At 70.0% G+C, this 22,045-nt stretch carries 18 protein-coding genes; 4 read left to right on the top strand and 14 right to left on the bottom strand.

All coding sequences use genetic code 11. The features are described from left to right. Positions 1-70 precede the first annotated feature (70 nt). A complete protein-coding gene (locus AW270_RS20135; RefSeq protein WP_061296603.1) occupies positions 71-1,831 on the top strand; it encodes an RNA-binding domain-containing protein in 1,761 nt (586 codons plus the stop codon). A gap of 150 nt (positions 1,832-1,981) precedes the next feature. On the opposite strand, the gene AW270_RS20130 is transcribed toward AW270_RS20135, so the two are convergent. The 10 genes from AW270_RS20130 to AW270_RS20085 all read right to left on the bottom strand — a co-directional run bounded on the left by AW270_RS20130 (position 1,982) and on the right by AW270_RS20085 (position 12,942). Next, complete coding sequence (locus tag AW270_RS20130; protein ID WP_061296600.1) at positions 1,982-2,695, bottom strand: DUF1684 domain-containing protein; 714 nt, start codon at positions 2,693-2,695, stop codon at positions 1,982-1,984. Further along, positions 2,692-3,816, bottom strand: coding sequence for an LLM class flavin-dependent oxidoreductase (locus AW270_RS20125; protein WP_061296598.1), 1,125 nt, complete (start codon positions 3,814-3,816; stop codon positions 2,692-2,694). The genes AW270_RS20130 and AW270_RS20125 overlap by 4 nt, the downstream gene beginning before the upstream one ends. Then, positions 3,813-4,847 carry an LLM class flavin-dependent oxidoreductase gene (locus AW270_RS20120; RefSeq protein WP_061296595.1) on the bottom strand — a complete coding sequence of 345 codons (1,035 nt, stop codon included), beginning with the start codon at positions 4,845-4,847 and terminating at the stop codon, positions 3,813-3,815. The genes AW270_RS20125 and AW270_RS20120 overlap by 4 nt, the downstream gene beginning before the upstream one ends. After that, positions 4,844-5,968: an LLM class flavin-dependent oxidoreductase gene (locus AW270_RS20115; protein WP_061296592.1), complete on the bottom strand. Its 1,125-nt coding sequence runs from the start codon at positions 5,966-5,968 to the stop codon at positions 4,844-4,846. The genes AW270_RS20120 and AW270_RS20115 overlap by 4 nt, the downstream gene beginning before the upstream one ends. After that, positions 5,965-7,287, bottom strand: coding sequence for an NtaA/DmoA family FMN-dependent monooxygenase (locus AW270_RS20110; protein WP_061296589.1), 1,323 nt, complete (start codon positions 7,285-7,287; stop codon positions 5,965-5,967). Before AW270_RS20110 ends, AW270_RS20115 begins: the two co-directional genes overlap by 4 nt. Then, the gene (locus tag AW270_RS20105) at positions 7,208-8,773 is read right to left on the bottom strand and encodes a dipeptide ABC transporter ATP-binding protein (protein WP_061296587.1); all 1,566 of its coding nucleotides are present in this window, start codon (positions 8,771-8,773) and stop codon (positions 7,208-7,210) included. The genes AW270_RS20110 and AW270_RS20105 overlap by 80 nt, the downstream gene beginning before the upstream one ends. Next, positions 8,770-9,564: an ABC transporter permease gene (locus AW270_RS20100; RefSeq protein ID WP_061296584.1), complete on the bottom strand. Its 795-nt coding sequence runs from the start codon at positions 9,562-9,564 to the stop codon at positions 8,770-8,772. The genes AW270_RS20105 and AW270_RS20100 overlap by 4 nt, the downstream gene beginning before the upstream one ends. Beyond that, positions 9,561-10,472, bottom strand: coding sequence for an ABC transporter permease (locus AW270_RS20095; RefSeq protein ID WP_061296581.1), 912 nt, complete (start codon positions 10,470-10,472; stop codon positions 9,561-9,563). Before AW270_RS20095 ends, AW270_RS20100 begins: the two co-directional genes overlap by 4 nt. Then, positions 10,469-12,103, bottom strand: a complete 1,635-nt coding sequence (locus AW270_RS20090) for an ABC transporter substrate-binding protein (protein WP_439649064.1) — start codon at positions 12,101-12,103, stop codon at positions 10,469-10,471. Before AW270_RS20090 ends, AW270_RS20095 begins: the two co-directional genes overlap by 4 nt. 68 nt (positions 12,104-12,171) lie before the next feature. Continuing rightward, entirely contained in the window at positions 12,172-12,942 is a 771-nt protein-coding gene (locus tag AW270_RS20085) for an SDR family NAD(P)-dependent oxidoreductase (protein WP_061296579.1), read from the bottom strand. Positions 12,943-13,028: 86 nt separating this feature from the next. Here AW270_RS20085 and AW270_RS20080 point away from each other — a divergent pair, with 86 nt between their 5' ends. The 3 genes from AW270_RS20080 (at position 13,029) to AW270_RS20070 (ending at position 16,181) form a co-directional block, all read left to right on the top strand. Then, positions 13,029-13,610 (top strand): TetR/AcrR family transcriptional regulator, encoded by a 582-nt coding sequence (locus tag AW270_RS20080; RefSeq protein WP_218009290.1) that lies wholly within the window; start codon positions 13,029-13,031, stop codon positions 13,608-13,610. A 50-nt stretch (positions 13,611-13,660) separates the two neighbouring features. Beyond that, positions 13,661-14,419: a hypothetical protein gene (locus AW270_RS20075; protein WP_157522288.1), complete on the top strand. Its 759-nt coding sequence runs from the start codon at positions 13,661-13,663 to the stop codon at positions 14,417-14,419. Between the two features lie 91 nt (positions 14,420-14,510). Continuing rightward, positions 14,511-16,181 (top strand): choice-of-anchor P family protein, encoded by a 1,671-nt coding sequence (locus AW270_RS20070; protein WP_061296572.1) that lies wholly within the window; start codon positions 14,511-14,513, stop codon positions 16,179-16,181. A 79-nt stretch (positions 16,182-16,260) separates the two neighbouring features. On the opposite strand, the gene xynA is transcribed toward AW270_RS20070, so the two are convergent. The 4 genes from xynA to AW270_RS20050 form a co-directional block, all read right to left on the bottom strand. Then, positions 16,261-17,178, bottom strand: a complete 918-nt coding sequence (gene xynA / locus AW270_RS20065) for an endo-1,4-beta-xylanase XynA (protein ID WP_174549877.1) — start codon at positions 17,176-17,178, stop codon at positions 16,261-16,263. A gap of 340 nt (positions 17,179-17,518) precedes the next feature. Then, on the bottom strand, positions 17,519-18,310 hold the full coding sequence (locus AW270_RS20060; RefSeq protein WP_061296568.1) for an alpha/beta hydrolase: 792 nt from the start codon (positions 18,308-18,310) through the stop codon (positions 17,519-17,521). Beyond that, complete coding sequence (locus tag AW270_RS20055; protein WP_061296566.1) at positions 18,307-19,128, bottom strand: alpha/beta fold hydrolase; 822 nt, start codon at positions 19,126-19,128, stop codon at positions 18,307-18,309. Before AW270_RS20055 ends, AW270_RS20060 begins: the two co-directional genes overlap by 4 nt. A 54-nt stretch (positions 19,129-19,182) precedes the next feature. Beyond that, positions 19,183-21,960, bottom strand: a complete 2,778-nt coding sequence (locus AW270_RS20050) for a helix-turn-helix transcriptional regulator (RefSeq protein ID WP_061296563.1) — start codon at positions 21,958-21,960, stop codon at positions 19,183-19,185. Positions 21,961-22,045 lie beyond the last annotated feature (85 nt).

Genomic DNA, 22,045 nt, shown 5'->3' with positions numbered 1-22,045 from the left:
AAGCCCTCCTTTGAGCCTCCTTTGGGTATAGCCTGCACTGTATTACTTTCCCCAAAGGAGGCATCAAACGATGGACCTCGTTCTCCAGGCGCTGAAGGCTGTCCAGTCGGGCACCATCGCGCGTAAGTGCGAGAACGAGAGGCTGGACTTCAAGGAGGCGAAGCCCGACTTCAAGGAGGCCTGCAGCGATCTGACCGAGGCTGCGGTCTGCTTCGCCAATGCGAGTGGCGGCTTCATCATCGTCGGGGTCGTCGACTCCAAGGCGGGACAGGACGCGTTCGTAGGTTGTGCCATCGACCCGGTGGTACTGCGAGGAAGAATCCATCAACTGACGAGTCCCAACCTGCTGGTAGAGATCTCCTCAGTGGATTTCGCGGGTGCGAGATTGCTGGTGATCTCCGTCCCCGCCGGCCTCGACGTCTACTCCACGACCAAGGGTTACGCCTACCATCGCATCAACGATCAGTGCGTTCCGATGCGTCCATTGGACATCAGTCGTCTCACTGAAGAACGGCGCGGAATCGATTGGTCGTCGACTCCCAGCGGACGCACGACGGAAGACGTCGACCCGTTCGCCATTCGATATTGCCGACGCCTCCTCCAATATTCCTCGGACGCGGCACGCCAGTCATATGGCCGCCTGTCCGACCTCGACCTCCTCCGAGTCCTGAAAGTCATCGCGGATGACGGTTCGCTGAACCGGGCCGGGGAGATCCTGCTCTGCGAAAGCGCGTCATCAACCGCTCACGATCTTGTCGTCTACCAGCACCGTCGGACACAGGCAGGAGAAGCGGATGCGATCATCCGCTTGCAGTCACCAGCGGTGCTGGCCTTTGAGGAGGTACTTCAGTCCATTGGATCGCGGCAGGGAATCACCCCTGTCACCTTGGCCGATGGCCAGCAGATCCAGATTGAGGACTATCCTTCGGCGGCAATTCGAGAGGCCATCGCCAACGCTTTCATACACGGCGACTGGCGATTGCGGTCATCGATCAACGTCGATCACTCGGCCGAGTATCTCCGCATAACGTCACCAGGGCCACTGGTGAACGGAATCACGGTCAACAACATTCTGACCATCGGATCCCGGGCGAGATATCCCACGCTGGCTGCGGCATTTCGGCTTCTCGGGCTTGCAGAAGAGGTGGGACAGGGCGTTGACCGCATGTTCCGGGAGATGATCAAGTCTGGCCGAGACGCCCCCATCATCACAGAAGACCAGGATCAGGTCACCGTCGCGTTCCGTGGGCAACCACCCAACACGAAGATCGCGCGTTTTCTGGCCACGCTTCCCATCGAGGAACGCGAGGACACCGATGCGCTGCTGATAATCCGAGCGCTCTGCCGCAAGCGAACGATCGACGCCAATGAGATCGCCCCAATCATTCAACGCTCGGCAGAGGAGGCGCAAGCCAGTCTCCTTCGTCTTTCGACGAGCCCTGTCAACATGCTGGAACCTACCCGCGGCACGATGCGCCGGACCTTCCCTTCCTATCGCCTACGCGGGGAGGTCGTCTCTCGGCTCGGCTCGGCCGTCTCCTATCACAGCAGAGCAATAGATGAGATCGACCGTAAAGTCATCGAACACGTGCAGGACTACGGGGAGGTGAACAGCAGGACAATCCAGCGGCTCTTCGATCTGGATGTCTACGCTGCTCGCGACATTCTGCGAGACCTGGTTGGCCGGGAGATCATCACGCGCACTTCCGAGCAGAAACGAGGAACCGCTGTTCGTTATGGCCCGGGACCCGCCTTTCCCACGAAAAAGATCCGGGCGAAAACGACTCTAAAAGCGAAGCCGCCGACCGGCGAGGAAGAAACTCTCTTCTGATTCATCGCGAATCAAGGGCATCTCATGTCGGCACCTTGCCGCCATCCCGTTCACTGCCCGGCTTGGCAGAGGTCGCCCTGGCCTGAGAGTGGGCGGAGCCGTAAAGGAAGTTCTTCACGACGGGACCGCCCACGCCTTCGCGCGGCCGATTCAGATGAGTCGTCTCTCGCCCGCTGTCACCCTCACGTCCAGGCGGTTGCCCGGTGGGGGCAGGAAGCAGAGGAAGTGGTCGGTCAGGGCGCACGGGGGGAGGTGGGCCGCGTTGAAGTCGGCCTCCAGGCGTCCCTCCGGGTCGGGGGCGGGCAGGGGCAGGGTGCGGAAGCGGAAGGTCTCCTCGCCGTTGGTCAGGTCGCCGAACTGGGCGGACAGGCCGCTGGGGGTCTCGGTGACGGCCAGGGTGCGGGTGCCGCCGGGGAGGTCGACGATGACGTCGCCGACCAGCAGGAGGTCGCGTTCGCGGCCGTCGGCGGTGGGTACGGTCTCGGGGCGGGTCTCGCCGTAGGGGCGGAAGACGGCCGGGCGGATCCACGCCGGGTCGTGGGGGTAGGAGTCGATGCCCTGGAAGGCGCGCAGGGTCGCGGCGTCGGGGTCCCAGGTGCGGATCACCGGGAGGCCGTCGCGGATGAGGGCCTGGATCTTGACGCGGCCGTAGCGAAGGCCGGACACGTCGGGGGTGATGACGACGGGGGCGGTGACCGGTTCGCCGTCGATGGTCAGGCCGTCGTCCTGGCCTGCCTTCAGTTCCACGCCGCCGCCGGCCGGGGTCCACACCCCCGGCACGTGGGGGACGACGGTGTCGCCGTCGATCCAGGTCGTGCCGGTGAGGGTGAGCAGTTCGCGCACTTCGTCCTCACGTGTGGTCATGAGAGCTCCTTCCAGGCCCGGCCGAGGAGCTCGGTCGAGCGGACGCGGTCGGCGTGGTCGTGGGTGATGGTGGTGACCAGCAGTTCGTCGGCTCCGGTCACGTCGCGGAGGGTCCGCAGCTTCTCGACGACCTGCTCCGGCGTGCCGACGAACTGGGTGTCGAGGCGGTCGGCGATCAGCTCGCGGTCCTCGGGCGACCATTCGTGGGCGAGCGCCTCCTCGGGGGTGGGGAAGGGGATGGCGCCCCGGCCGCTGCGGATGCTGCGGACCCACAGGCCGTAGGGCTCGGCGATCCGGCGCGCCTCAGCCTCGGTCTCCGCGACGACGACGTCGGCGGAGACCATGACGTGGGGCTTGGCGTGCAGCTCCGAGGGCTTGAAGGCGTCCCGGTAGGCCTCCACCGCCTCCAGCACCGCCGACGGGCTGACGTGGTAGTTGGCGGCGAACGGCAGGCCGCGTTCGGCCGCTGCCTGGGCGCTCTGGCCGCCGCTGCTGCCGAGGATCCACAGCTCCAGCTCGGCTCCCTCACCTGGGGTGACGTGCGCCTCGACGCCGTCGGCCGACCGGTAGGTCCCGGCGATGAACGACCTGATGTCGTCGACCTGCTCGGCGAAGTCGGGTGACTCCGCGCCGGGCTGCTGGAGGAGCTGCGCCCAGAGCGTGAAGATCGACTTGTCGGCGATCGAGGCGAACGAGAACGGCTTGGGGATCAGCAGGCCGTCGACCACCCGCGCCTCCTGCGGCGGGGGCGGGGGCGCGTCGGCCGCGGCGCGGAATTCCTTGGCCCGCTGTCCCGACCGGCCCAGACCGAGGTCGATGCGGCCGGGATGGAGGGCGTCGAGGGTGCCGAACTGCTCGACGACGCCGAGTGCGGTCTGGTGGCCGAGCTGGACCGCGCCGGACCCCACCCGGATCGTGCTGGTCGCGGCGGCGACCGCGCCGATCAGCACGGCCGGGGCCGCGCTGGCCACGCCCGGCGTGAAGTGGTGTTCGGCCAACCAGTAGCGGTGGTAGCCGGCCGCCTCCGCCTTGCGTGCCAGGTCGAGGGTGTTGGCGAGGGCCTGGCTCGCGGTGCCGCCGGAGACGATGGGGGCCAGGTCGAGGATGGACAGCCGGGTCATGCGAGCCCTCCCAGGGGTCTGCTGGGGATGTCGGTGCGGAGTACGGGCGCGATCTCGGCCTGGAACAGTTCGAGCGAGTCGCGGTGCTGCGCCTCGGTGAGACCCTCGGCCTCGGCCGAGAGGTGCATCACCTCGTGGCCGAGCAGGTCGTGGTAGCGGTGGACCTTGTCGATGATCTGCTGGGGGCTGCCGACCAGGATGGAGCTGCGCTCGATGGCGTCCTCCAGGCTGTGGAAGACCGGGTCGAGGCCGCGCGAGGCGAAGAACCTCAGCCGCGCGTCGAAGACCGGCCGGTACGTCTCGATCGCGTCCTGCGACTTGGGCGCGCTGTAGTAGCCGGCGGTCCCCGCGCCGACCACGACGTCCTTCGGGTCGTGGCCGTGGTGCTCCCAGCGTTCCCGGTAGTGGGCGACGAGTTCGGCGTAGGGCTCGACCGGGTTGGAGACGTTGGCGGAGAACAGCGGGTCGCCGTAGAAGGCGGCCAGGTCGACCGACTCACGGCTGGTGGCGCTGCCGTGCCAGACGCGGACGGGCTGCTGGAACGGGCGGGGCAGCACCTCGGCGTCGACGAGCGCCGGGCGGAACCTGCCCTCCCAGGTCACCTTGTCCTCCCGCCAGAGGCGGCGGAACAGCTCGTAGCTCTCCCGGTTGCGGTCCCACTGGTCGGCCTCGGTGACGTGGAACAGCTCGGCCTGCGCGGTGCCGTTGCCCTTGCCGATGATCAGTTCCAGACGGCCGCCCGACAGGTGGTCGAGGGTCGAGTAGTCCTCGAACGCCCTGACCGGGTCGAGCAGCGCGAGCGTGGTGACGGCGGTGAAGAGCCGGATCGTGGACGTCTTCGCCGCGATGTGGCTGAGCACCACGGTGGGCGACGACGACAGGAACGGCCGTTCGTGGCGTTCCCCGAAGGCGAAGCCGTCGAAGCCGAGCTCCTCGGCCCGCACGGCGCTCTCGACGATCTCGCGGAAGCGCTGGTTGACCGGCTTGCCCTGGTCGTGGTGGAAGCCGAGGGTGAGGGCGAGGAACTTCACGACACCCTCGCGTACCGGCTGGCCGGGCGGGCCAGCCCCAGTCGCCCGCGCAGGTCCGGGGTCTCGTACACGGTCCGGAACGCCCCCCGCGCCTGGAGCTCGGGCACCAGGCCCCGGGTGATGGCGGTCAGGTCGTGCGGCAGCACCCCCGGGCGGAGCCGGTAGCCCTCGAAACCCCAGTCGAGCAGCAGGTCGGCGAGTTGGGCGGGGGTGCCCTCGAAGACGTGGGCGTCCGACTCCAGCGGCGCGCCGTCGAGCTCGTCGAGGCGGGCCTTGTGGTCACCGAAGAAGACGACCAGGTCGGCGAAGACCTTCAGGCCGGGGTTGAGCTCCCGGACCTCCCCGGCGATCCGGCGCGCGTCGTCCCGGTCGGTCGGGGTCACGTAGAGCACGTCGGCGTTCCTGGCGGCGAACGCGTACGGGCCGGGGCCGTGCCCGAGAGAGGTCACGAGCGGCTGGCCCTGCGGCGGGCGCGGGGTGATCGACGGGCCCTTGACCGAGAAGAAGCGGCCTTCGAAGTCGATGTAGTGGAGCCGGTCGCGGTCGATGAAGCGCCCGGTGGCGGCGTCGCGGATCTCGGCGTCGTCCTCCCAGCTGTCCCACAGGCGGCGGACCACCTCGACGGCGTCGGCGGCCTCCTCGAAGAGGTCGTCGATGAAGCCCTGGTTGGCCAGGTCGAACGGCGGGAACTCGCGGCGGCCGAAGTGGGCCGCCTCGTCGGGCCGCCCGGAGACGCGCGGACGCCAGCCCGCCCGGCCCTTGCTGGCGTGGTCGAGCGAGGCGATGCCGATCGCCACGTGGAACGGCTCGGTGTGGGTCACGCTGGTCGTCGGGATCAGGCCGATCTTCGAGGTCAGCGGGGCCACGGCGGCGGCCAGCAGCACCGCGTCGAGTTTGCCGCGCACCTGGTCGTGGCGGCCGTCGGGGCCGTCGTACCGGGACGACTGGAGGCTGAGGGAGTCTTCGAAGGTGACCCAGTCGAGCAGGCCGCGTTCGGCCTCGACGACCAGGTCGGCCCAGTATCCGGCGGTGAACAGCCGGTCGGGCTGGGCGCCCTCGGCCCGCCAGGCGGCCGGGTGCCATCCGGCGCCGTCGAGGGCGACCGCGAGGTGGAGAGTCATGAGAGCTCCTTCAGTCCGAGGTGGTGGCGCAGGGTCGGGCCGGTGTAGTCGGCGCGGAAGACGCCCTTCTCCTGGAGCAGCGGCACGACCTTGTCGACCAGGTCGTCGAGGCCGCCCGGGGTGATGTGGGGCACGAAGATGAAGCCGTCGGCGGCGTCGGTCTGCACGAAGGTGTCGATCTCCGCCGCGACCGAGGCGGCGGTGCCGACGAAGGTCTGCGGCGCGGCGGTCTCGATGACCAGCTCGCGGATCGACAGGTTCTTCTCCTCGGCCAGCGCCCGCCACTTGGCCGCCGTCTCGGCCCGGTCGCGGCGGAACTGGGCCCGGCCCTTGGAGACGTCGGTCGACAGGTCGGGCTCGATGTCGGGCAGGGGGCCGTCGGGGTCGTAGCCGGACAGGTCGCGGCCCCAGATCGCCTCCAGGAACAGGATCGCGGTCTGCGGCCCGACCTGGGCGCGGCGGATCTCGGCCGCCCGCTCCTCGGCCTCCTCCTGGGTGTCGCCCAGGACGTAGGTGACGGCCGGGAGGATCTTGAGGTCCTCCGGGGCGCGGCCGTACTTGGCGAGGCGGCTCTTGACGTCGCGGTAGAAGATGCGCCCCTCCTCCAGCTTGCTGTGCCGGCTGAAGATGACGTCGGAGGAGGAGGCGGCGAACTCGCGGCCCTCCTCGGAGTCGCCGGCCTGGATGATCACCGGGTTTCCCTGTGGCGGCCGGGGCACGTCGAACCGTCCCCGGATGTCGAAGTGCTGCCCCCGGTGCTCGAAGAAGCCGATGCCGTCCGGCCGGACGAACTCGCCGCCCGACCTGGTCAGCGCGTCGGGCGCCCACGAGTCCCACAGTTCGCGGGCGGTCTGGAGGAACTCCTTGGCGCGGGTGTAGCGGTCGGCCTCGGCCAGGTAGCCGCCGCGCCGGAAGTTCTCGCCGGTGAAGGCGTCCCAGCTCGTCACGACGTTCCAGGCGGCCCGGCCGCCCGACAGGTGGTCGAGGGAGGCCAGCCGCCGGGCCACCTCGTAGGGCTCGTTGAAGGTGGAGTTGACCGTCGCGGCGAGCCCCAGGTGGGTGGTCACCGCCGACAGGGCCGACAGCACGGTCAGCGACTCGGGCCGGCCCACGACGTCGAGGTCGTGGATGCGGCCCTTCATCTCGCGCAGCCGCAGGCCCTCGGCCAGGAAGAAGAAGTCGAACTTGCCGCGTTCCGCCGTCTGCGCCAAGTGTTTGAAGGAGTCGAAGTCGATCTGGCTACCCGACCGGGGGTCGGACCAGACGGTCGTGTTGTTCACGCCCGGGAAGTGCGCGGCGAGATGGATCTGCTTGGTCATAGTGCCCTCCTGGCACGGCTGCGAGCAGTTCTCGGGTGTACGGATCGGACGGCGCCGTGAAGATCCGGTGCGCGTCGCCCGACTCGACGGCCCGGCCGTCCTTCAGCACCAGCACGTGGTCGCTGACGTGGTGCACCACCCCGAGGTGGTGCGAGATGAACAGATAGGCGACCCCGAGTTCGGCCTGCAGCCCGGTGAGCAGGTCGAGCACCTGGGCCTGGATCGACACGTCGAGCGCCGACACCGGCTCGTCGCAGACGATCACGCGGGGACGCGGGGCCAGCGCGCGGGCGATCGCCACCCGCTGCCGCTGCCCGCCGGACAGCTTCAGCGGCCGCCGGTCGAGCACCCCGGCGTCGAGGCCGACCTGGGCGAGCAGCTCGACCGAGCGTCGGCCGCGTTCACGCCGGGGCGTCCCGCCGACCTCCAGTGCCTCGTCGAGGATGCGGCGCACCGTGAACCGGGGGTCGAAGGAGCTGAGCGGGTCCTGGTAGACCACCTGCACCTGCCGCCGGTCCACCTCGACCGAGCCCCGGTCGGGCTTGAGCAGGCCGAGCACCAGCCGGGCCGTGGTGGTCTTGCCCGACCCCGACTCCCCCACGACGCCGAGCGTCTGCCCGGCCCGCAGCTCGAAGGAGACCCCGTCGACGGCGGTCCTTCTCCCGAACGTCTTGACCAGGTCGGTCGCCCGGATCACCACCTCACCCGGGCGGGTGCTCCGGGAGCCCGGTCCCGGGATGGCGGCGAGCAGGGTCTTCGTGTACGGATGCTCCGGCGCCCCGAGCACCTGTCCGGCCGGGCCGTCCTCCACGACGACGCCGTCCTTCATGACCAGGATCCGGTCGGCCAGTTCCGCCACCACCGCGAGGTCGTGGCTGATCAGCAGCAGCGCCTGACCGCCGCGTTTGCGCTCGGCCAGCAGCCGCAGGATCTGCGCCTGCACGGTGACGTCGAGCGCGGTGGTCGGCTCGTCGGCGATCAGCAGCTTCGGCCCGCAGGCGATGGCCGAGGCGATCAGGGCCCGCTGCCGCAGGCCGCCGGACAGTTCGTGCGGATACTGCCTCGCCCGGACCTCCGGCTCGGGCACGCCCACCTCGTCGAGGAGTTCGACCACCCGCCGCCTGGCCCTGCGCCAGGGCAGCCGCAGCGCCTCGGCGATCTCCTTGCCCACCGGGCGGAGCGCGTCGAGCGAGACCAGGGCGTCCTGCAGCACGTAACCGATGCGCCTGCCCCGGATGGACCGCCACTGCCGTTCGTTGAACGTCGAGGCGTCCACGCCGTCGACGGCCAGCCGCCCGGCGGTGACTGTGGCCTCCTCGCCGGTCAGCCCGAGCAGGGTGCGCGCGGTCACGCTCTTGCCCGACCCCGACTCCCCGACGATGGCCACGCACTCCCCGGGGTGGACGGCGAACGACACGCCCCGGACGGCGTCCACCGCGGGGAAGGAGACACGCAGGTCGGTGACCTCGACCACCGGGACGCTCATGCGACCCTCCGCTGGAGACGCCGTCCGGCGACGGTGATGGACAGGACGGTCAGGGTGATCGCGACGCCGGGGAAGACGGCGATCCACCAGGCGACGGAGAAGTAGTCGCGCCCGGCCGAGAGCATCGCCCCCCATTCGGGCGCCGGCGGCTGCGGCCCGAGCCCGAGGTAGCTGAGCGAGGCGGCGGCCACGAGGGCGGTGCCGACCTCGATGGTGGCCAGCACCAGCAGCGGCTCGAACGCGTTGGGCAGCACGTGCCGCCAGATGATCCGGCCCCGGCTCAGCCCGAGCGAGACGGCCGCCTCGACGAACCCGGCCCGCTTGATCACCATGGTCTGGGCCCGGACCAGCCGGGCGTAGCCGGGCGCGGTGTAGAGGGCGATGGCGAGGATCACGTTGACCGTGCCCGGCCCGGTGACCGTGATGACCAGCAGCGCCAGCAGCAGCGTCGGCAGCGCCAGCACGACCTCGACCAGCCGCATCACCAGTTCGTCGAGCACCCGCCCGCCGAGCGCGGCCAGCAGCCCGAGCGCGGTGCCGGCGACCACGGCCAGGGCGGTGGCGCCGAGACCGGCCAGCAGGGAGGGCCCGGCGCCGTACACGATGCGGGTGAAGACGTCGCGGCCGTTGGCGTCGGTGCCGAACCAGTGGTCGGCGCTCGGCCCCTCCAGGGCCTTGAGCGCGTCGGCGCCGCCGGGGTCGCCGCCGGTCAGCAGGCCGGGGGCGAGGGCGGCCAGGGTCATCAGGGCCAGCACGACCGTGGCGAGGGTGAAGCCGGCGTGCCGTCTCACGCGGCGCTCCGCAGGCGCGGGTCGATGACCAGGTAGAGCAGGTCGACGACGATGTTGACCACGACGTACAGGACCGCCGTGAACAGCACCACGCCCATCACGACCGGCAGGTCCTTGCCCGTCACGGCCGACAGCGTGAGCTGCCCGAGACCCTGCCGGGAGAAGATCTGCTCGACCGCGACCATCGCGCCGACCAGCAGCCCGATCACCCAGCCGAGCAGCGTGACGGCGGGGACGAGGACGTGCCGGAGCGCGTGGCGGAGCCGTACCCCCAGGTCGGAGAGGCCGCGCGACCGCGCGGTCAGCACGAACGGCTCCTCCAGGACGAGCTCCAGGTTCTCGCGCATCATCTGGGTGAGCAGCGTCGTGATCGGGATCGACACCGCGATCACCGGCAGCACCAGCCCGGCGAACCCGTCGGCGCCGACGGCCGGGAACCAGCCGAGCTGGAAGGAGAACACGGTGAGCAGCAGGATCGCCGTCCAGAACGTCGGGATCGACACCCCGACGAGCTCGACCACCTGGATCCACCGCGACCGCCGGGCGGTCAGCACGGCCAGCGTCACCGAGACGGTCACCGCGACCAGCAGCGCCGACCCCGCGAGCTGGAGCGAGGGCCCGAGCTGCGCGCCGATCGCGGTGACCACCGGCTCGTGGAGCTGGTAGGACTGCCCGAGGTCGCCGCGGACCACCCGGCCCAGGTAGGTGACGTACTGGACCGGTAGCGGCCGGTCGAGCCCGTAGTCGGCGATGATCTGCGCCCGGACCTCCGGCGTGACGATCGAACTGCCGATCAGCACGTCGACGACGTTGCCGGGGGTGAGGTGCAGGGCGGTGAACGAGACGGTCACCGCCCCCCACAGCACCAGCGCCGAGGCGCCGAGCCGGGTCAGCAGGCGGCGGATCATGCCTTCGACACCCACGCGTCGTAGAAGGTGGGGTGGCCCTGCGGCTCCCACGTGATGTCGCGGACGCTCTTCGACGCGCCCAGCAGATAGGTGAACGAGTAGACCGGGATGACGGCCGCGTCGGCGGTGACCCGCTGCTGGACCTTGGCGTAGAGGGCGGCCCGCGCGGCCAGGTCGGTGGTGGCCAGGGCCTCTTCGAGCCAGGCGTCGACCTCGGCGTCGTCGTAGCGGGCCAGGTTCTGGCCCCACAGCTTCTCGCTGGGGATGTTGGAGATCCCGAACAGGGTGCGGAGCGTGTCGCCCTCGGCCCGCTGCCAGCTGAAGTCGATGAGGTCGTAGTCGCCGGCCATCGCCTTCGGCGGGAAGTCGGTCGGCGTGACGTCGTCGAACACCACGTCGAACCCGAGCTTCTTGGCCTCGGCCTGCACCTGTTCCGACAGCGTGCCCCGCTGTTCGCGGGCGGTCGCCTTCTGGAACGGCCAGTGGACGGTCAGCCGCTCGAAGTTCTTGGTGCGGAAGCCCTCGGCGTCGCGGCCGGTCCACCCGGCCTCGTCGAGCAGCTGGTTGGCCTTGGCGACGTCGTAGGTCCGCTGCACGGCCGGGTCGAACCCGGCGGTCACCGGGGAGATCGGCCCCTTGGCGGGCTCGAAGGCCCCGAAGTAGAGCTTGTTCACGACGGTGCCGAAGTCGATGCCGTCGCGGAACGCCTGCCGCACCTTCGGGTCGGTGAAGACGCCCTTGGCGGTGTTCGGGTAGTAGTTGTAGTTCCCGCCCGGCGCCTGCCGCCGCACGATCGTCAGCCGCGAGTCGCCCTCGACCTGCTTGACGCTGACCGGCGGCACGCTCGCGATGGCGTCGATCTGCCCGCTGGTCAGCGCCCCGAGCCTCACCGAGTCCTCGATGAGGACCTTGTACTCCAGCCGTTCGAGCAGCGCGGGCCCGGTGTGGCCCGCCCACGCCGGGGGCCACTTGTAGTCGGGGTTGCGGTGGTAGGTGATGCCCTGGTGCGGCACGAACGCGTCGATGACGAACGGCCCGGTCCCGACGACCTTCTTGGCCAGCGTCTCGGGCCCGAGGGCGAGCTGCTTGGGCGACTGGATCCCGAAGAACGCCGTCGACAGCGCCGCGAGGAACGGGGAGTAGGGCCGCTTGAATTTCACCTCCACCGTCTGCGGGTCGACGACGGTCGTCTTCTCGTAAGGCCCGAACGCCGACGCCGCGAGCTGCGACTTCGTCTTCGGGTCGACGATGTGGTCGAGGTTGACCTTGACCGCTTCGGCGTCGAAGGGGGTGCCGTCGGTGAACTTCACGTCAGGGCGGAGCTTGAACGTGTAGGTCAGGCCGTCGGCCGAGATGTCCCACGAGGTCGCCAGCCAGGGGCCGATGCCGCCCTTGTCGTCGAGGGTGACCAGCGAGTCGAGCACCGGCCGGGTGAACAGGCTGGTCACGATCTGCGGGCTGGCGTGGGGGTCGAGGTTGAGGGGTTCGGTGTCGACTCCGAAGACGAGCGAACCGCCCTGGGAGGGGGTGGACGGCTGCCCGGCGGGCGCCGCGGTCCCGCCACACGCGGCGAGCAGCGGAACCAGGAGTAGACCGGCAAGGGGGGCACGGAGCGAGCGCAAGGAGATCACCTCTGCTTTCCTACTTTAACTGTAGGAAATAGGGGTTTATCGGTCAAGCCCGCTCTTCGCCGGAGTGACTAGTGCCACCCGCCGTCGACCCGCAGCGTCGTCCCCGTCACGTACCCCGACCTGGGGCTGGCCAGGAAGGTCACCAGGTCGGCGTACTCCTCCGGCAGCCCGATCCGCCCGACGTCGACCATCGTGGTGAGGCGGCGCTGCGCGGTCTCCGCCATCTCCTCCCAGGTCTCACCCCAGCCCGCCTGCCGCCCCATCTCGAGGAGCCGGACCTTCGACGACGGCGTGAGGATGCCGCCGGCCGCGACCGCGTTCGAGGTGACCCCCGAGTCCTTCAGCTCGCGCGACAGCGCGGCGGCCAGGTTGTCGCGGGCGGCGTTGGTCGCGGAGTAGTGGGGCTGGGTCTCCGTCGGCTGGGCCCCGAGGACGCTGCTGATCTGGATGACCCGCCCCCAGCCGCGCTCCTTCATGCCCGGCACGAACCGTTTGATCATCCGCACCGAGGTCACGACGTTGACGTCGTAGATGTCCTTCCAGTCGTCGGCCGTCACGTTCTCCCAGGTCAGAGTTGGATCGAAGACCCCGAGGTTGTTGACGAGGATGTCGACCTCCCCGGCCGCCTCGCGGACGGCGTCGGCCCCCTCGTCGGTGGTCAGGTCGCCGAGCGCGACGGTCCCGCCGATCTCCTTCGCGACCGCGTCGGCCCGCGCCCGGTCCCTTCCGTGGACGACCACCGCCACCCCCTCGGCGGCGAGGGTCCTGGCGATCTCCTCGCCGAGACCGCTGGTCGATCCGGTCACCAGGGCGCGCTTGCCCATGAGCTGCAGGTCCATGTGGAACTCCTCCGTGATTGGACTACGCGGTCCAAAGTGGCACGGGAAAAATGGACTGTCAAGTTCACTTTTGATAGATTACCCAGGTGAGAGCACTGACCCCGAAGGGCGCCGCCACCCGGCAGCGCATCGTCGAGGGCGCCGCCCTGCTGATCCGCGAACACGGCCCCGCCAACGTCGGCCTCGACGACATCCGCGCCGCGACCACGACGAGCAAGAGCCAGCTCTTCCACTACTTCCCCGACGGCAAATCCGACATGCTGCTCGCCGTGGCCGCCCACGAGGCCGAACGCGTCCTCGACGACCAGCAGCCCTACCTGAGCGACCTGACGTCGTGGGACCAGTGGGAGGCCTGGCGCGACCGGGTCATCGCCCGCTACGCGGCCCAGCGCCGCAAGTGCCCGCTGTCGGCGCTGACCGCGCAGCTCGGCCTGGCCAACCCGGCGGTCGGCGACATCATCACGGGCATGTACGCCCGCTGGCAGGGCGCGATCGCGGCCGGCGTGCGAGCGGTCCGGCCGGACGCCGACGCCGAGCGCGTGGCGGCGCAGATCATCGGCGCGATAGCGGGCGGCGCGACGATGCTGGTCGCGACCGACGACATCCGCTATTTGGAGATAGGCCTCACGGAGGCGATCGATAACCTCAAGTCATCCATTCGTGACTGACCACTGCCAAAGTCAATTTCGTCGGATCTGGACGGCGAAAGGCAGATTCCATGAAACGCCTCTTATCCACCGCCGTCGCGGTGACCGTCATGGTGTCCACGACGGCGTTCACCACCCCGCCCGACGCGCTCCGGGCCCAGTTCGTGGCAGGTCGCGGCGTCACCATGACGACGACCTACACCGATGCGCACGACGGGTCCAGCTTCGGCGAGAACTACCGGGTCGAATTCGGGCCCGGCGGAGTCGTGGCAGTCGACAAGCGCGACCGGCCCCACGCGGAGTACCCGTCTCCGCCGCCGCGCTGGCTCACCTTCAAGGGCCGCTCCTACTGTCAGGGCTGGATCTGCCCGACCCCGCCGACGAAGTCCTGGGTCAGATACGACTTCCCCGGCGACATCCCGAGGTTGTCATCGGGCGAGATCCCCCTCGACGAACCCGCGACCCTGAAAGCGCTGCTGGCCAGGGCCTCCGGCAAGGGCCAGGGCGGCGTCTACGACGGCACCCGCACGACCATCCACCGCGGCGTCATCACCTACGGGGACCTCTTTCGGCTCTCTCCCGGGGTCCGGCACTCCTGGGGTGGCGACCGCCCCGATGCGAAGACGGCCAAGGAGAAGATCGTTTGGCGGTTGTGGATCGGGAAGGACGGGCTCGTCCGTCGCGTGTGGACCTCCACGAGCGAGGACCGGGAGACCTGGGTCTTCACCAGGGTCACCGATTCCCTCCTCAGGGGCTGGGGGGCGAAGACCCATATCCAGGAGCCCTCGGCCAGCGATTCAGCCACTGATGACGAATGGCATAACTCCTGACAAACGTCACCCTTTCTTGACAGTAAGTGATTCGTCGGGGACTTTGTGTGAGGACTGAGGACCGCCAGTTCGCCACGAAGGGAAAGCACCCTTGCGACGAATCGTTCCCGCGGTCGTTCTCACCCTCATCCCTCTGAGCGTCGTCCTGTCCCCGCGAGCGGCCACGGCGGCGCCCGCCGATCCGCAGGTCGTGTTCAGTGAGAGGTTCGAGAACGGCCAGGGCGCGGCGCCCATCATGGTCACCGACTACACCGGGCCCGCGCCCCACGCCATGACCTACACCGCCGACCCGGCCTGGCTGACGTCGTGCAACGGCATCATCGCCAGCCGGCTCAACCCCAACCCGCCGCCCCCGCTCGGCGTGCAGTGCGGCGGCTGGTGGCCGACCGTGCTCCAGCTCGCCGGCGCGCTCGGGCAGTGGGCCGGGGAGAACGCGGTGGAGAACCACGCCGTGACGGCGTTCACGCACACACCACCGGGCGCGCCCAAGGTGCAGCTCGAGACCGAGCATCCGGTGCCGATCGGAGGCGGCGGCAGCCGCTTCGTCACGTTCTCGGTCGACGCGGCGGCGGTCAACTGCAACGTGGCCCATCCGCTCATCGCGTTCTACCTGCTCGACGGGGCCAACGCGATCCCGACGTTCAGCCAGCCCATCGACACCTGCGCCGCCCCGGGAGCCGTGATCAACGGGATCTCGGTGGGGACGTACACGAGCGACGCGCCGGTGCTGTTCGCCGGGTCGCAGCTCGGCATCCGCATGGTGAACACGCAGGCCGGGACCAACGGCAACGACGGGGCGATCGACAACGTGCGGGTGCTCGACGTGACCCCGCAGCTCGGCCTCTCCTACTCGCCGGCGAGCCCGGCGGTCGGGCAGACCGCCAACCTCACGCTGACCGTGACGAACACCTCGGAGCTGCGCGAGAAGATCGGCTGGTCGTTCAAGGTCGACCTGCCCGACGGGCTGACCCCGGCCGGGACGCCGACGAGCGACTGTGTGAGCCCGTCGGTCTCGGTGGCCGGCGGCGTGGTCTCCGCCGGGGGCGGCATCGCCGACGGCGAGGCGACCTGCACGATCACCGTGCCCGTGAAGGCCGCGACCATCGGGACGTACACGACCTGCCCCGCCGACGTGTCCACCCGGATCGGCATCAACCCGCCGGCCGCGTGTGCGACGGTGAACTTCGTCGCGCCGCAGCACAAGTTCGACGCCCACGCCCACGCCGCGAAGGTGACCGCGCCGCTGATCGGTGGCGCGCCGCTGGTTCCCTCGGACATCTCCTGCACGGCCACACCCGGCTCCGACAGCGACACGCTCCTGACGGCGGTGCTCCCGGCCGTCGCCTCGCTCGGCGTGCTCACCACGGAGGCCTCCGGCACGGTGGGGCCTGACGGGCTGCGTACGGCGAAGGCGAAGGCCACCACCGCGAACCTGAACCTGCTCAACGGCCTGATCACGGCCGAGGAGATCACCGCGCAGGCGACCGCGACCGCCACCGAGAGCGGGACGGTGACCACGGCGGGGACGACCACGTTCACCACGCTCAAGGTCAACGGCTCGACCGTCACCAACCCGCCGCTGAACCACACGATCACCATCCCGCTGGTGGCCAAGATCGTGCTGAACGAGCGGATCCCCTACGGGAACGGCGCCGGCATCAAGGTCAACGCCATCCACGTCACGACGATCGCCGGGGTCGACGTGGTCGTCAGCCACGCGCGGGCGTCGCTGACCCTGCCCGGCCAGGCCTGCCCCCAGTAGGACGGCGAGCGGAAAGCCCAGGCGCCGATCACCTGGGCTTTCCGTGGGCTTTCCGTGGGCTTTCCGTGGGTCGAAGGCGTCAGCCGGCCTGGCAGGACACCGTCGGCCACGTGCTGTTGCCGTTGCGCATGATGGTCACGCCCCAGTTGTTGCCACTGCCGTTGGGCCGTGCCGTGAGGGTCTGCGCGTTCGGGTAGGACGCGGAGATGTTCCACGTCGAGCTGATCTTCGCGGGCGACGGGACGTTCATCGTGACCGTCCAGTTGCTCGATCCGCTCACCGACACGTTCAGGTTGTAGCGGTCACTCCACGACTGGCCCGCCGACAGCGACGCCGTGCAGCCGCCGCCTCCGCCGCCACCGTTGGTGGGGGTGGGGGTCGGCTGCGGGTTGGGGTTGCCGCCGCCGATCGTGATGTTGGAGCTGCCGCTGCTCTGGTAGCCCTCGGTCGCCAGGATCATGTAGTCGTGGTTGCCGAGCTGCATGCCGGCCCGCGACCACGCGTCGAAGTGGTTGCCGGAGGTGATGGTGCCACCGGTCTTCTTCTGCTGCCGCACGCTCCAGAACTGCTTGAACGTCCGGGTCCCCTCGATCGAGGGCGCGTTGGTGCGGGTCGTCTCGTAGATGTCGTAGGTGCCGCCGTCGCTGGTCACCGTGCCCTTGTAGGAGCCGGTCGGACGGTAGGTGCCCCAGTTGTCGACGATGTAGTACTCGATCAGCGGGTTACGGGTCCACCCGTAGAGGGTCAGGTACGCGTTTCCCGACGGGTTGAAGCTGCCCGAGTACGACACCGATCTGCGGCCGCCCGTCTGCCAGCCCTTACCGGCGACGAAGTTGCCGGTGTTGCGCCACGAGGTGCTGTAGTTGCCGCCGGAGCCCAGCTCCATCGAGACCGTGCCCTGGCTGTCGGTCCAGAAGGAGAACCAGTAGCCGTTGTTGGTGCCGGTCTGGTTGGTGGTCACGGCAGCCTGCGCGACGCCGGGCGACATCAGGACCATGGCGATCACCGTGGCCCAGATGCCCGCGGCCGCTAAGCCTTTTTTCATGGACGTGCTTCCTCCCTGCCAAAGGGGCGCGAAACGACCGACGGGAGCGAATCGGTATCCCGGGTAGTGTCAGCGGGGACCCCCGGGCTGTCAACAACTTTCAGAAACATCGCCGAAACCTGAACCCGCAGCTCAGCTGCGAATCACCAGCTCAGAGCCCCCTCTCGGACGGATGTCGCTCGATGTAACCAGATGAATGCCACGGTCCGGCCCAGCAGGGGAGAAGAAACTTTCGGATGAGAAGCGAAAGCCCGCTCCCCCCTGACGAGGGAACGGGCTCTCGCGCGGAACGTCAGCGCCTGTGCTTCAGGGCCCACTCCACGGCGTGGTCGGCGACGGCCTGCCAGCCGGGCGCGCCGCAGGTCCAGTGGTCGCGGCCCGCGAACTCGTAGTAGTCCGTCAGCACGGGCGAGTTCCGGTAGTGCTTGGCGTTCGACTTGTTCACCGACGGCGGCATGATGTGGTCCTTCTCGCCGCCGATGAACAGCAGGGGCGCGCGGTCGGCGTCGTAGTCGACCCACGTGTCCTGGTGGCCGGGCTTGAAGTTGGCGAACAGGCCGTACTCCCAGACCCAGTAGCCGGGCGCGGCGATCGCGTAGCGCTCCCAGACCTTGAGCGACTCCTCCTCCGACAGCGTGTTGGTGAAGGCGTAGTGGAACTCCTCCGGCGTGAAGCCGACGGCGCGGTGCCGGTTGGCCGGGTTCTTCAGCGCCGGGAACAGCGACCTGGCCTGCGAGATCGGGTTGACCCGCACCCCCTCGGTCGGCGCCGAGTCGATCACCACACCGGCCGAGCCGAGGCCCTTGGCCAGCAGCAGCTGGGTCAGCGTGCCGCCGAACGAGTGGCCGATGATGATCGGCGGCTCGGGCTCGGCCTGGATCACCGAGGCCAGGTGGGCGACGGTGTCATTGACGGTGAGGTCGGCGATGACGTCGGGGTTCTCCCGCAGCGCCTCCACCTCGATCTCGAAGCCCGGATAGGCCGGGGTGAGCACCTTCAGGCCCTTGGCCTCCAGGTGGGGAACCCACTCTTCCCAGCTGCGCGGCGTGACCCACAGGCCGTGGACGAGAACGACGGTCGTCATGAGATGAACTCCAAAATGTCGGCGTGGAGGCGGTCACGGTCGGTGTCGGGGAGGGCGTGGCCGCTGCCCTCGTAGACCTTCAGGACGGCGCCGTCGATCAGCTCGGCCGACCGCTTGCCACCGACCTCGAACGGCACGATCTGGTCGTCGTCCCCGTGGATGACCAGCGTCGGGACATCGATCTTGGCCAGGTCGGGCCGGAAGTCGGTGGCCGAGAAGGCGGCGATGCACTCATAGGCCGCCCGGTGCCCGCAGGCCATGCTCTGGAGCCAGAAGGCGTCCCGGAAGCCCTGCGCCACGTCGCCCTTGCGGTTGTGGCCGAAGAACGGGCCGTCGGCGAGGTCGCGGTAGAGCTGCGAACGGTTCGCCGCCTCCCCCGCGCGGATGCCGTCGAACACCTCGATCGGCAGCCCCTCGGGGTTGTCGTCGGTCCTCAGCATGAGCGGCGGCACCGCGCCGACCAGGATGACCCTGGAGACGCGGGCGGTGCCGTGGCGCCCGATGTAGTGGACGATCTCGCCGCCGCCGGTCGAGTGACCGACGAGGGTGAGATCGCGCAGGTCGAGGTGCTCGATCAGGCAGGCCAGGTCGTCGGCGTAGGTGTCCATCTCGTTGCCGTGCCAGGTCTGCGAGGAGCGGCCGTGGCCTCGCCGGTCGTGCGCGATGGCGCGGTGGCCGTGGTTGGCCACGAACAGGGCCGAGGCCTCCCAGGCGTCGGCGTTCAGCGGCCAGCCGTGGCTGAACAGGACCGGGGACCCTTCGGTCCCCCAGTCTTTGTAGAAGATCCGCGCACCGTCGTCAGCGGTGACAAAAGGCATTGGGGCCTCCTGGGCTCGAATGTGGTGATTCGAGCGTCGCGCGGGGGCCTTTGGTTACGAACCACGTGATTCGCGTAGTTTGTCGGCGAGCTGGCGGCGTGAGGAGATACCGAGCTTCTGGAACACCTTCCGCAGGTGGTAGTCGACGGTGTTGACGCTGATGAACAGCGTGCCGGCGATCTCGGCGTTGGTCCGGCCCTCGGCCGCCTGGCGGGCGATGGTGAGCTCCTGCGGGGTGAGGTCGGGCATGTCGGCGCTGGCCAGGGGGACCGTCTGTCCGTTGGGCAGGTTCCAGCCGCTCGCCCCGCCCGTCCGGCGGGTGACCGGGGCCAGCTTCAGGCCTGCCGCCTCAAGCTCCGCCTTCGTTCTCGGTACGAAGATGTGCGCGCCCGTCTGCTCGAACAGGCCGGCCGCCGCTTGGAGCCGCTCACCCGCCTCACGACGACGGCGGGCCCGGCGCAGCCACTCGCCGTAGAGCAGGTGCGCCCTGGCCAGGTCGACCACCGCGCCGGTCCCTTCGAGCGCCTCGACGGCCGCCGCGTAGTCGGCCTCCGGCTCGTCGCCGACGAGCGCCTTCGAGCGCAGGGCCACCCCCCGGCACCACGTCGAGCCGTTGACCTCGGCCATCTCCACCAGCCGGTCGGCGTACACGCGCGCCTCGGCGGCCCGGCCGCTGCGCGCCGCCGCCTCCACGTAGTCGGGGAAGTGCAGCGGCGTGACCTGCAGATACGGTTCGTCGATCAGCGGCTTGAGCCGGTCGTACGCGGCCCGGTAGTCGCCCTCCGCCAGGTCGCGCTGGGCGACGGAGGCGAACGCCGTCGCGCCGACCCCGCCGAACCCGACCGCGTTGGCCCCTTCGGCGATGGCGACCACCACGTGCTTGGGCGCGCCCGTCCACGCCATCAGCGCCGCGTTGATCACGTTCTCGGCGTCGTAGCCCATCGCCAGCCGGACCTCGCGGACCTGCGCCATCGACTCCTCGGCCGCGCGGACCGTGCCGCCGCAGATCTCGGCGAGGGAGTTGACCCACAGCAGCGAGTCGAGCGCCTGGAGCGCGCCCGCCTCCCGGGCCGCCGCGATGGCGCGGGCCAGCCCGGCCCCGCGCGCCGCCTCGTCCCACAGGAACATGCCGAGCGCCGCCATCGCCGAGGACATGTGCATGACCTCGTGGTCGGGCAGCGCCATCAGCGCGTCGAAGGCCACCCGGGCGCGCGGCACCGCCTCGGCGTAGGGCAGCAGGATGAGCGCGCCGATGCCGTCGAGGATCTCCGACAGCGGGCCGCCGGCCGACGCCGCCTCGGTGATCCGTTCGCCCAGTTCCCGCTGGGTGATGCCGGCCATGAGCCGGTCGATGACGTTGCAGAACTCGTAGGCCTTCAGCAGGGCGCGCTGTTCGCGTTCGAAGTCGCGCCCGCGGAACGCGTCGGCCGCCTCGACCAGGCGGGCCGCCGAGAAGGGCAGGATCCGCGCGTCGCCGGAGAACAGCGCGAGGGCGCAGCGCACGACGATGACCCGGCCGTGGTCGACGCGGTCGGCCGTCACCTCGTCGATCCGGGCCATCAGGTCCTGCGCGACCTGCACCGCGCCCACGGCGACCGCCGCCTCCGCCGCCCCGGCCAGTCGGGAGTTCTTCACCGGCCCGGTCGGGGTGAGCTCGGCGGCGCGGGTGAGGATGCTGGCCCGGGAGGCCAGACCGCCTCGGCGGGCGGCCAGGTCGGCGGCGTGCTCCAGCCGGTCGGCCACCGCCGCGTCGGTGCCGAAGGTGGCCTTGGCGGCGTGCCAGGCTTCGAGCTCGACCATCCCGAGGTCGGCGGCGGCCTTCGCGAGGGCCCGGTGGGCGCGTCTGCGGTCGGCCCCGGCGGAGGCGTTGTAGACGGCCGACCTGACCAGCGGGTGGCGGAACCTGATCGTGTCGTGCAGTTCCACCAGCCCGACCGCCTCGGCCCGGTCGACGACGTCGTCGTCGAGGCCCAGCTCGCGGGCGGCCGAGGTGATCAGCTCGGCGTTGTCGGTGGTGTCGGCGGCGGCCAGCAGCACCCAGAGGCGGACCTGCGGATCGGTCTGCTCCACGCGCCGGGCGTAGTGGGCCTCCAGACGGCGGCCGACCGGGATCGGGTCGCCGCCGAACCCGAGCCCGGCCATGTCCCTGGCCTCCTCGGCCAGGTCGATCAGCGCGAGCGGGTTGCCGCCGGTCGCGCGGGCGATGGCCGCCGCCGACGCCGGGTCGATCGGGGTGGCCAGCGACCGGATCAGCAGCGCGGTCGCCGACTCCTGGCTCAGCCCTTCGAGCAGCAGCTCGGGGACTCCCGCGAGACGCGAGGCGATGTCCTGCTCGTCCCGGGCCGCGAACAGCAGCGCGACCGGCTCGACCGCGATCCGGCGGGCCACGAACGCCATGACGTCGAGGCTCTCCTGGTCGAGCAGGTGGGCGTCGTCCACCGCGCAGAGCACGGGTTCGTCGGCGGCCGCCGCCGCGAACAGCCCCAGCACGCCGAGACCGACGAGGAACCGGTCGGGCGGCGGCCCGTCGGCCAGCCCCGAGGCGACCTTGATCGCTTCGCGCTGCCGTTCGGGCAGGGCCCGGAGGTGGCCGGTCAGCGGGATCGTCAGCCGCTGGATCGCGGCGAAGGGAAGGGTCATCTCCGACTCGAACCCGTCGAGCCGGACCGTCTTCAGCCCGGCCGCGCCGGTGGTCGTCGCCTCCAGCAGCGCCGTCTTGCCGATCCCCGGTTCCCCGGTGACCAGAAGCGACCCGCCATGACCGTTACGCGCGTTGCCGAGCAGCAGATCCAGCCGCCGCCGTTCGTCATCCCGCCCAAGGAGCGCAAGCACGGGCTAATCACACCAGAACGGCGGGAAATCGGCGACGTCCAGGAGGACGCCGGCATCCGCACGGGCCCGGGGATCCCTCGTCACC

This window comes from Herbidospora cretacea (genome assembly GCF_001570605.1).
Taxonomy (GTDB): domain Bacteria; phylum Actinomycetota; class Actinomycetes; order Streptosporangiales; family Streptosporangiaceae; genus Herbidospora; species Herbidospora cretacea.
The sequence above is the reverse complement of the archived record's forward strand: the minus strand, read 5'-3'. Positions and strand labels throughout refer to the sequence as shown.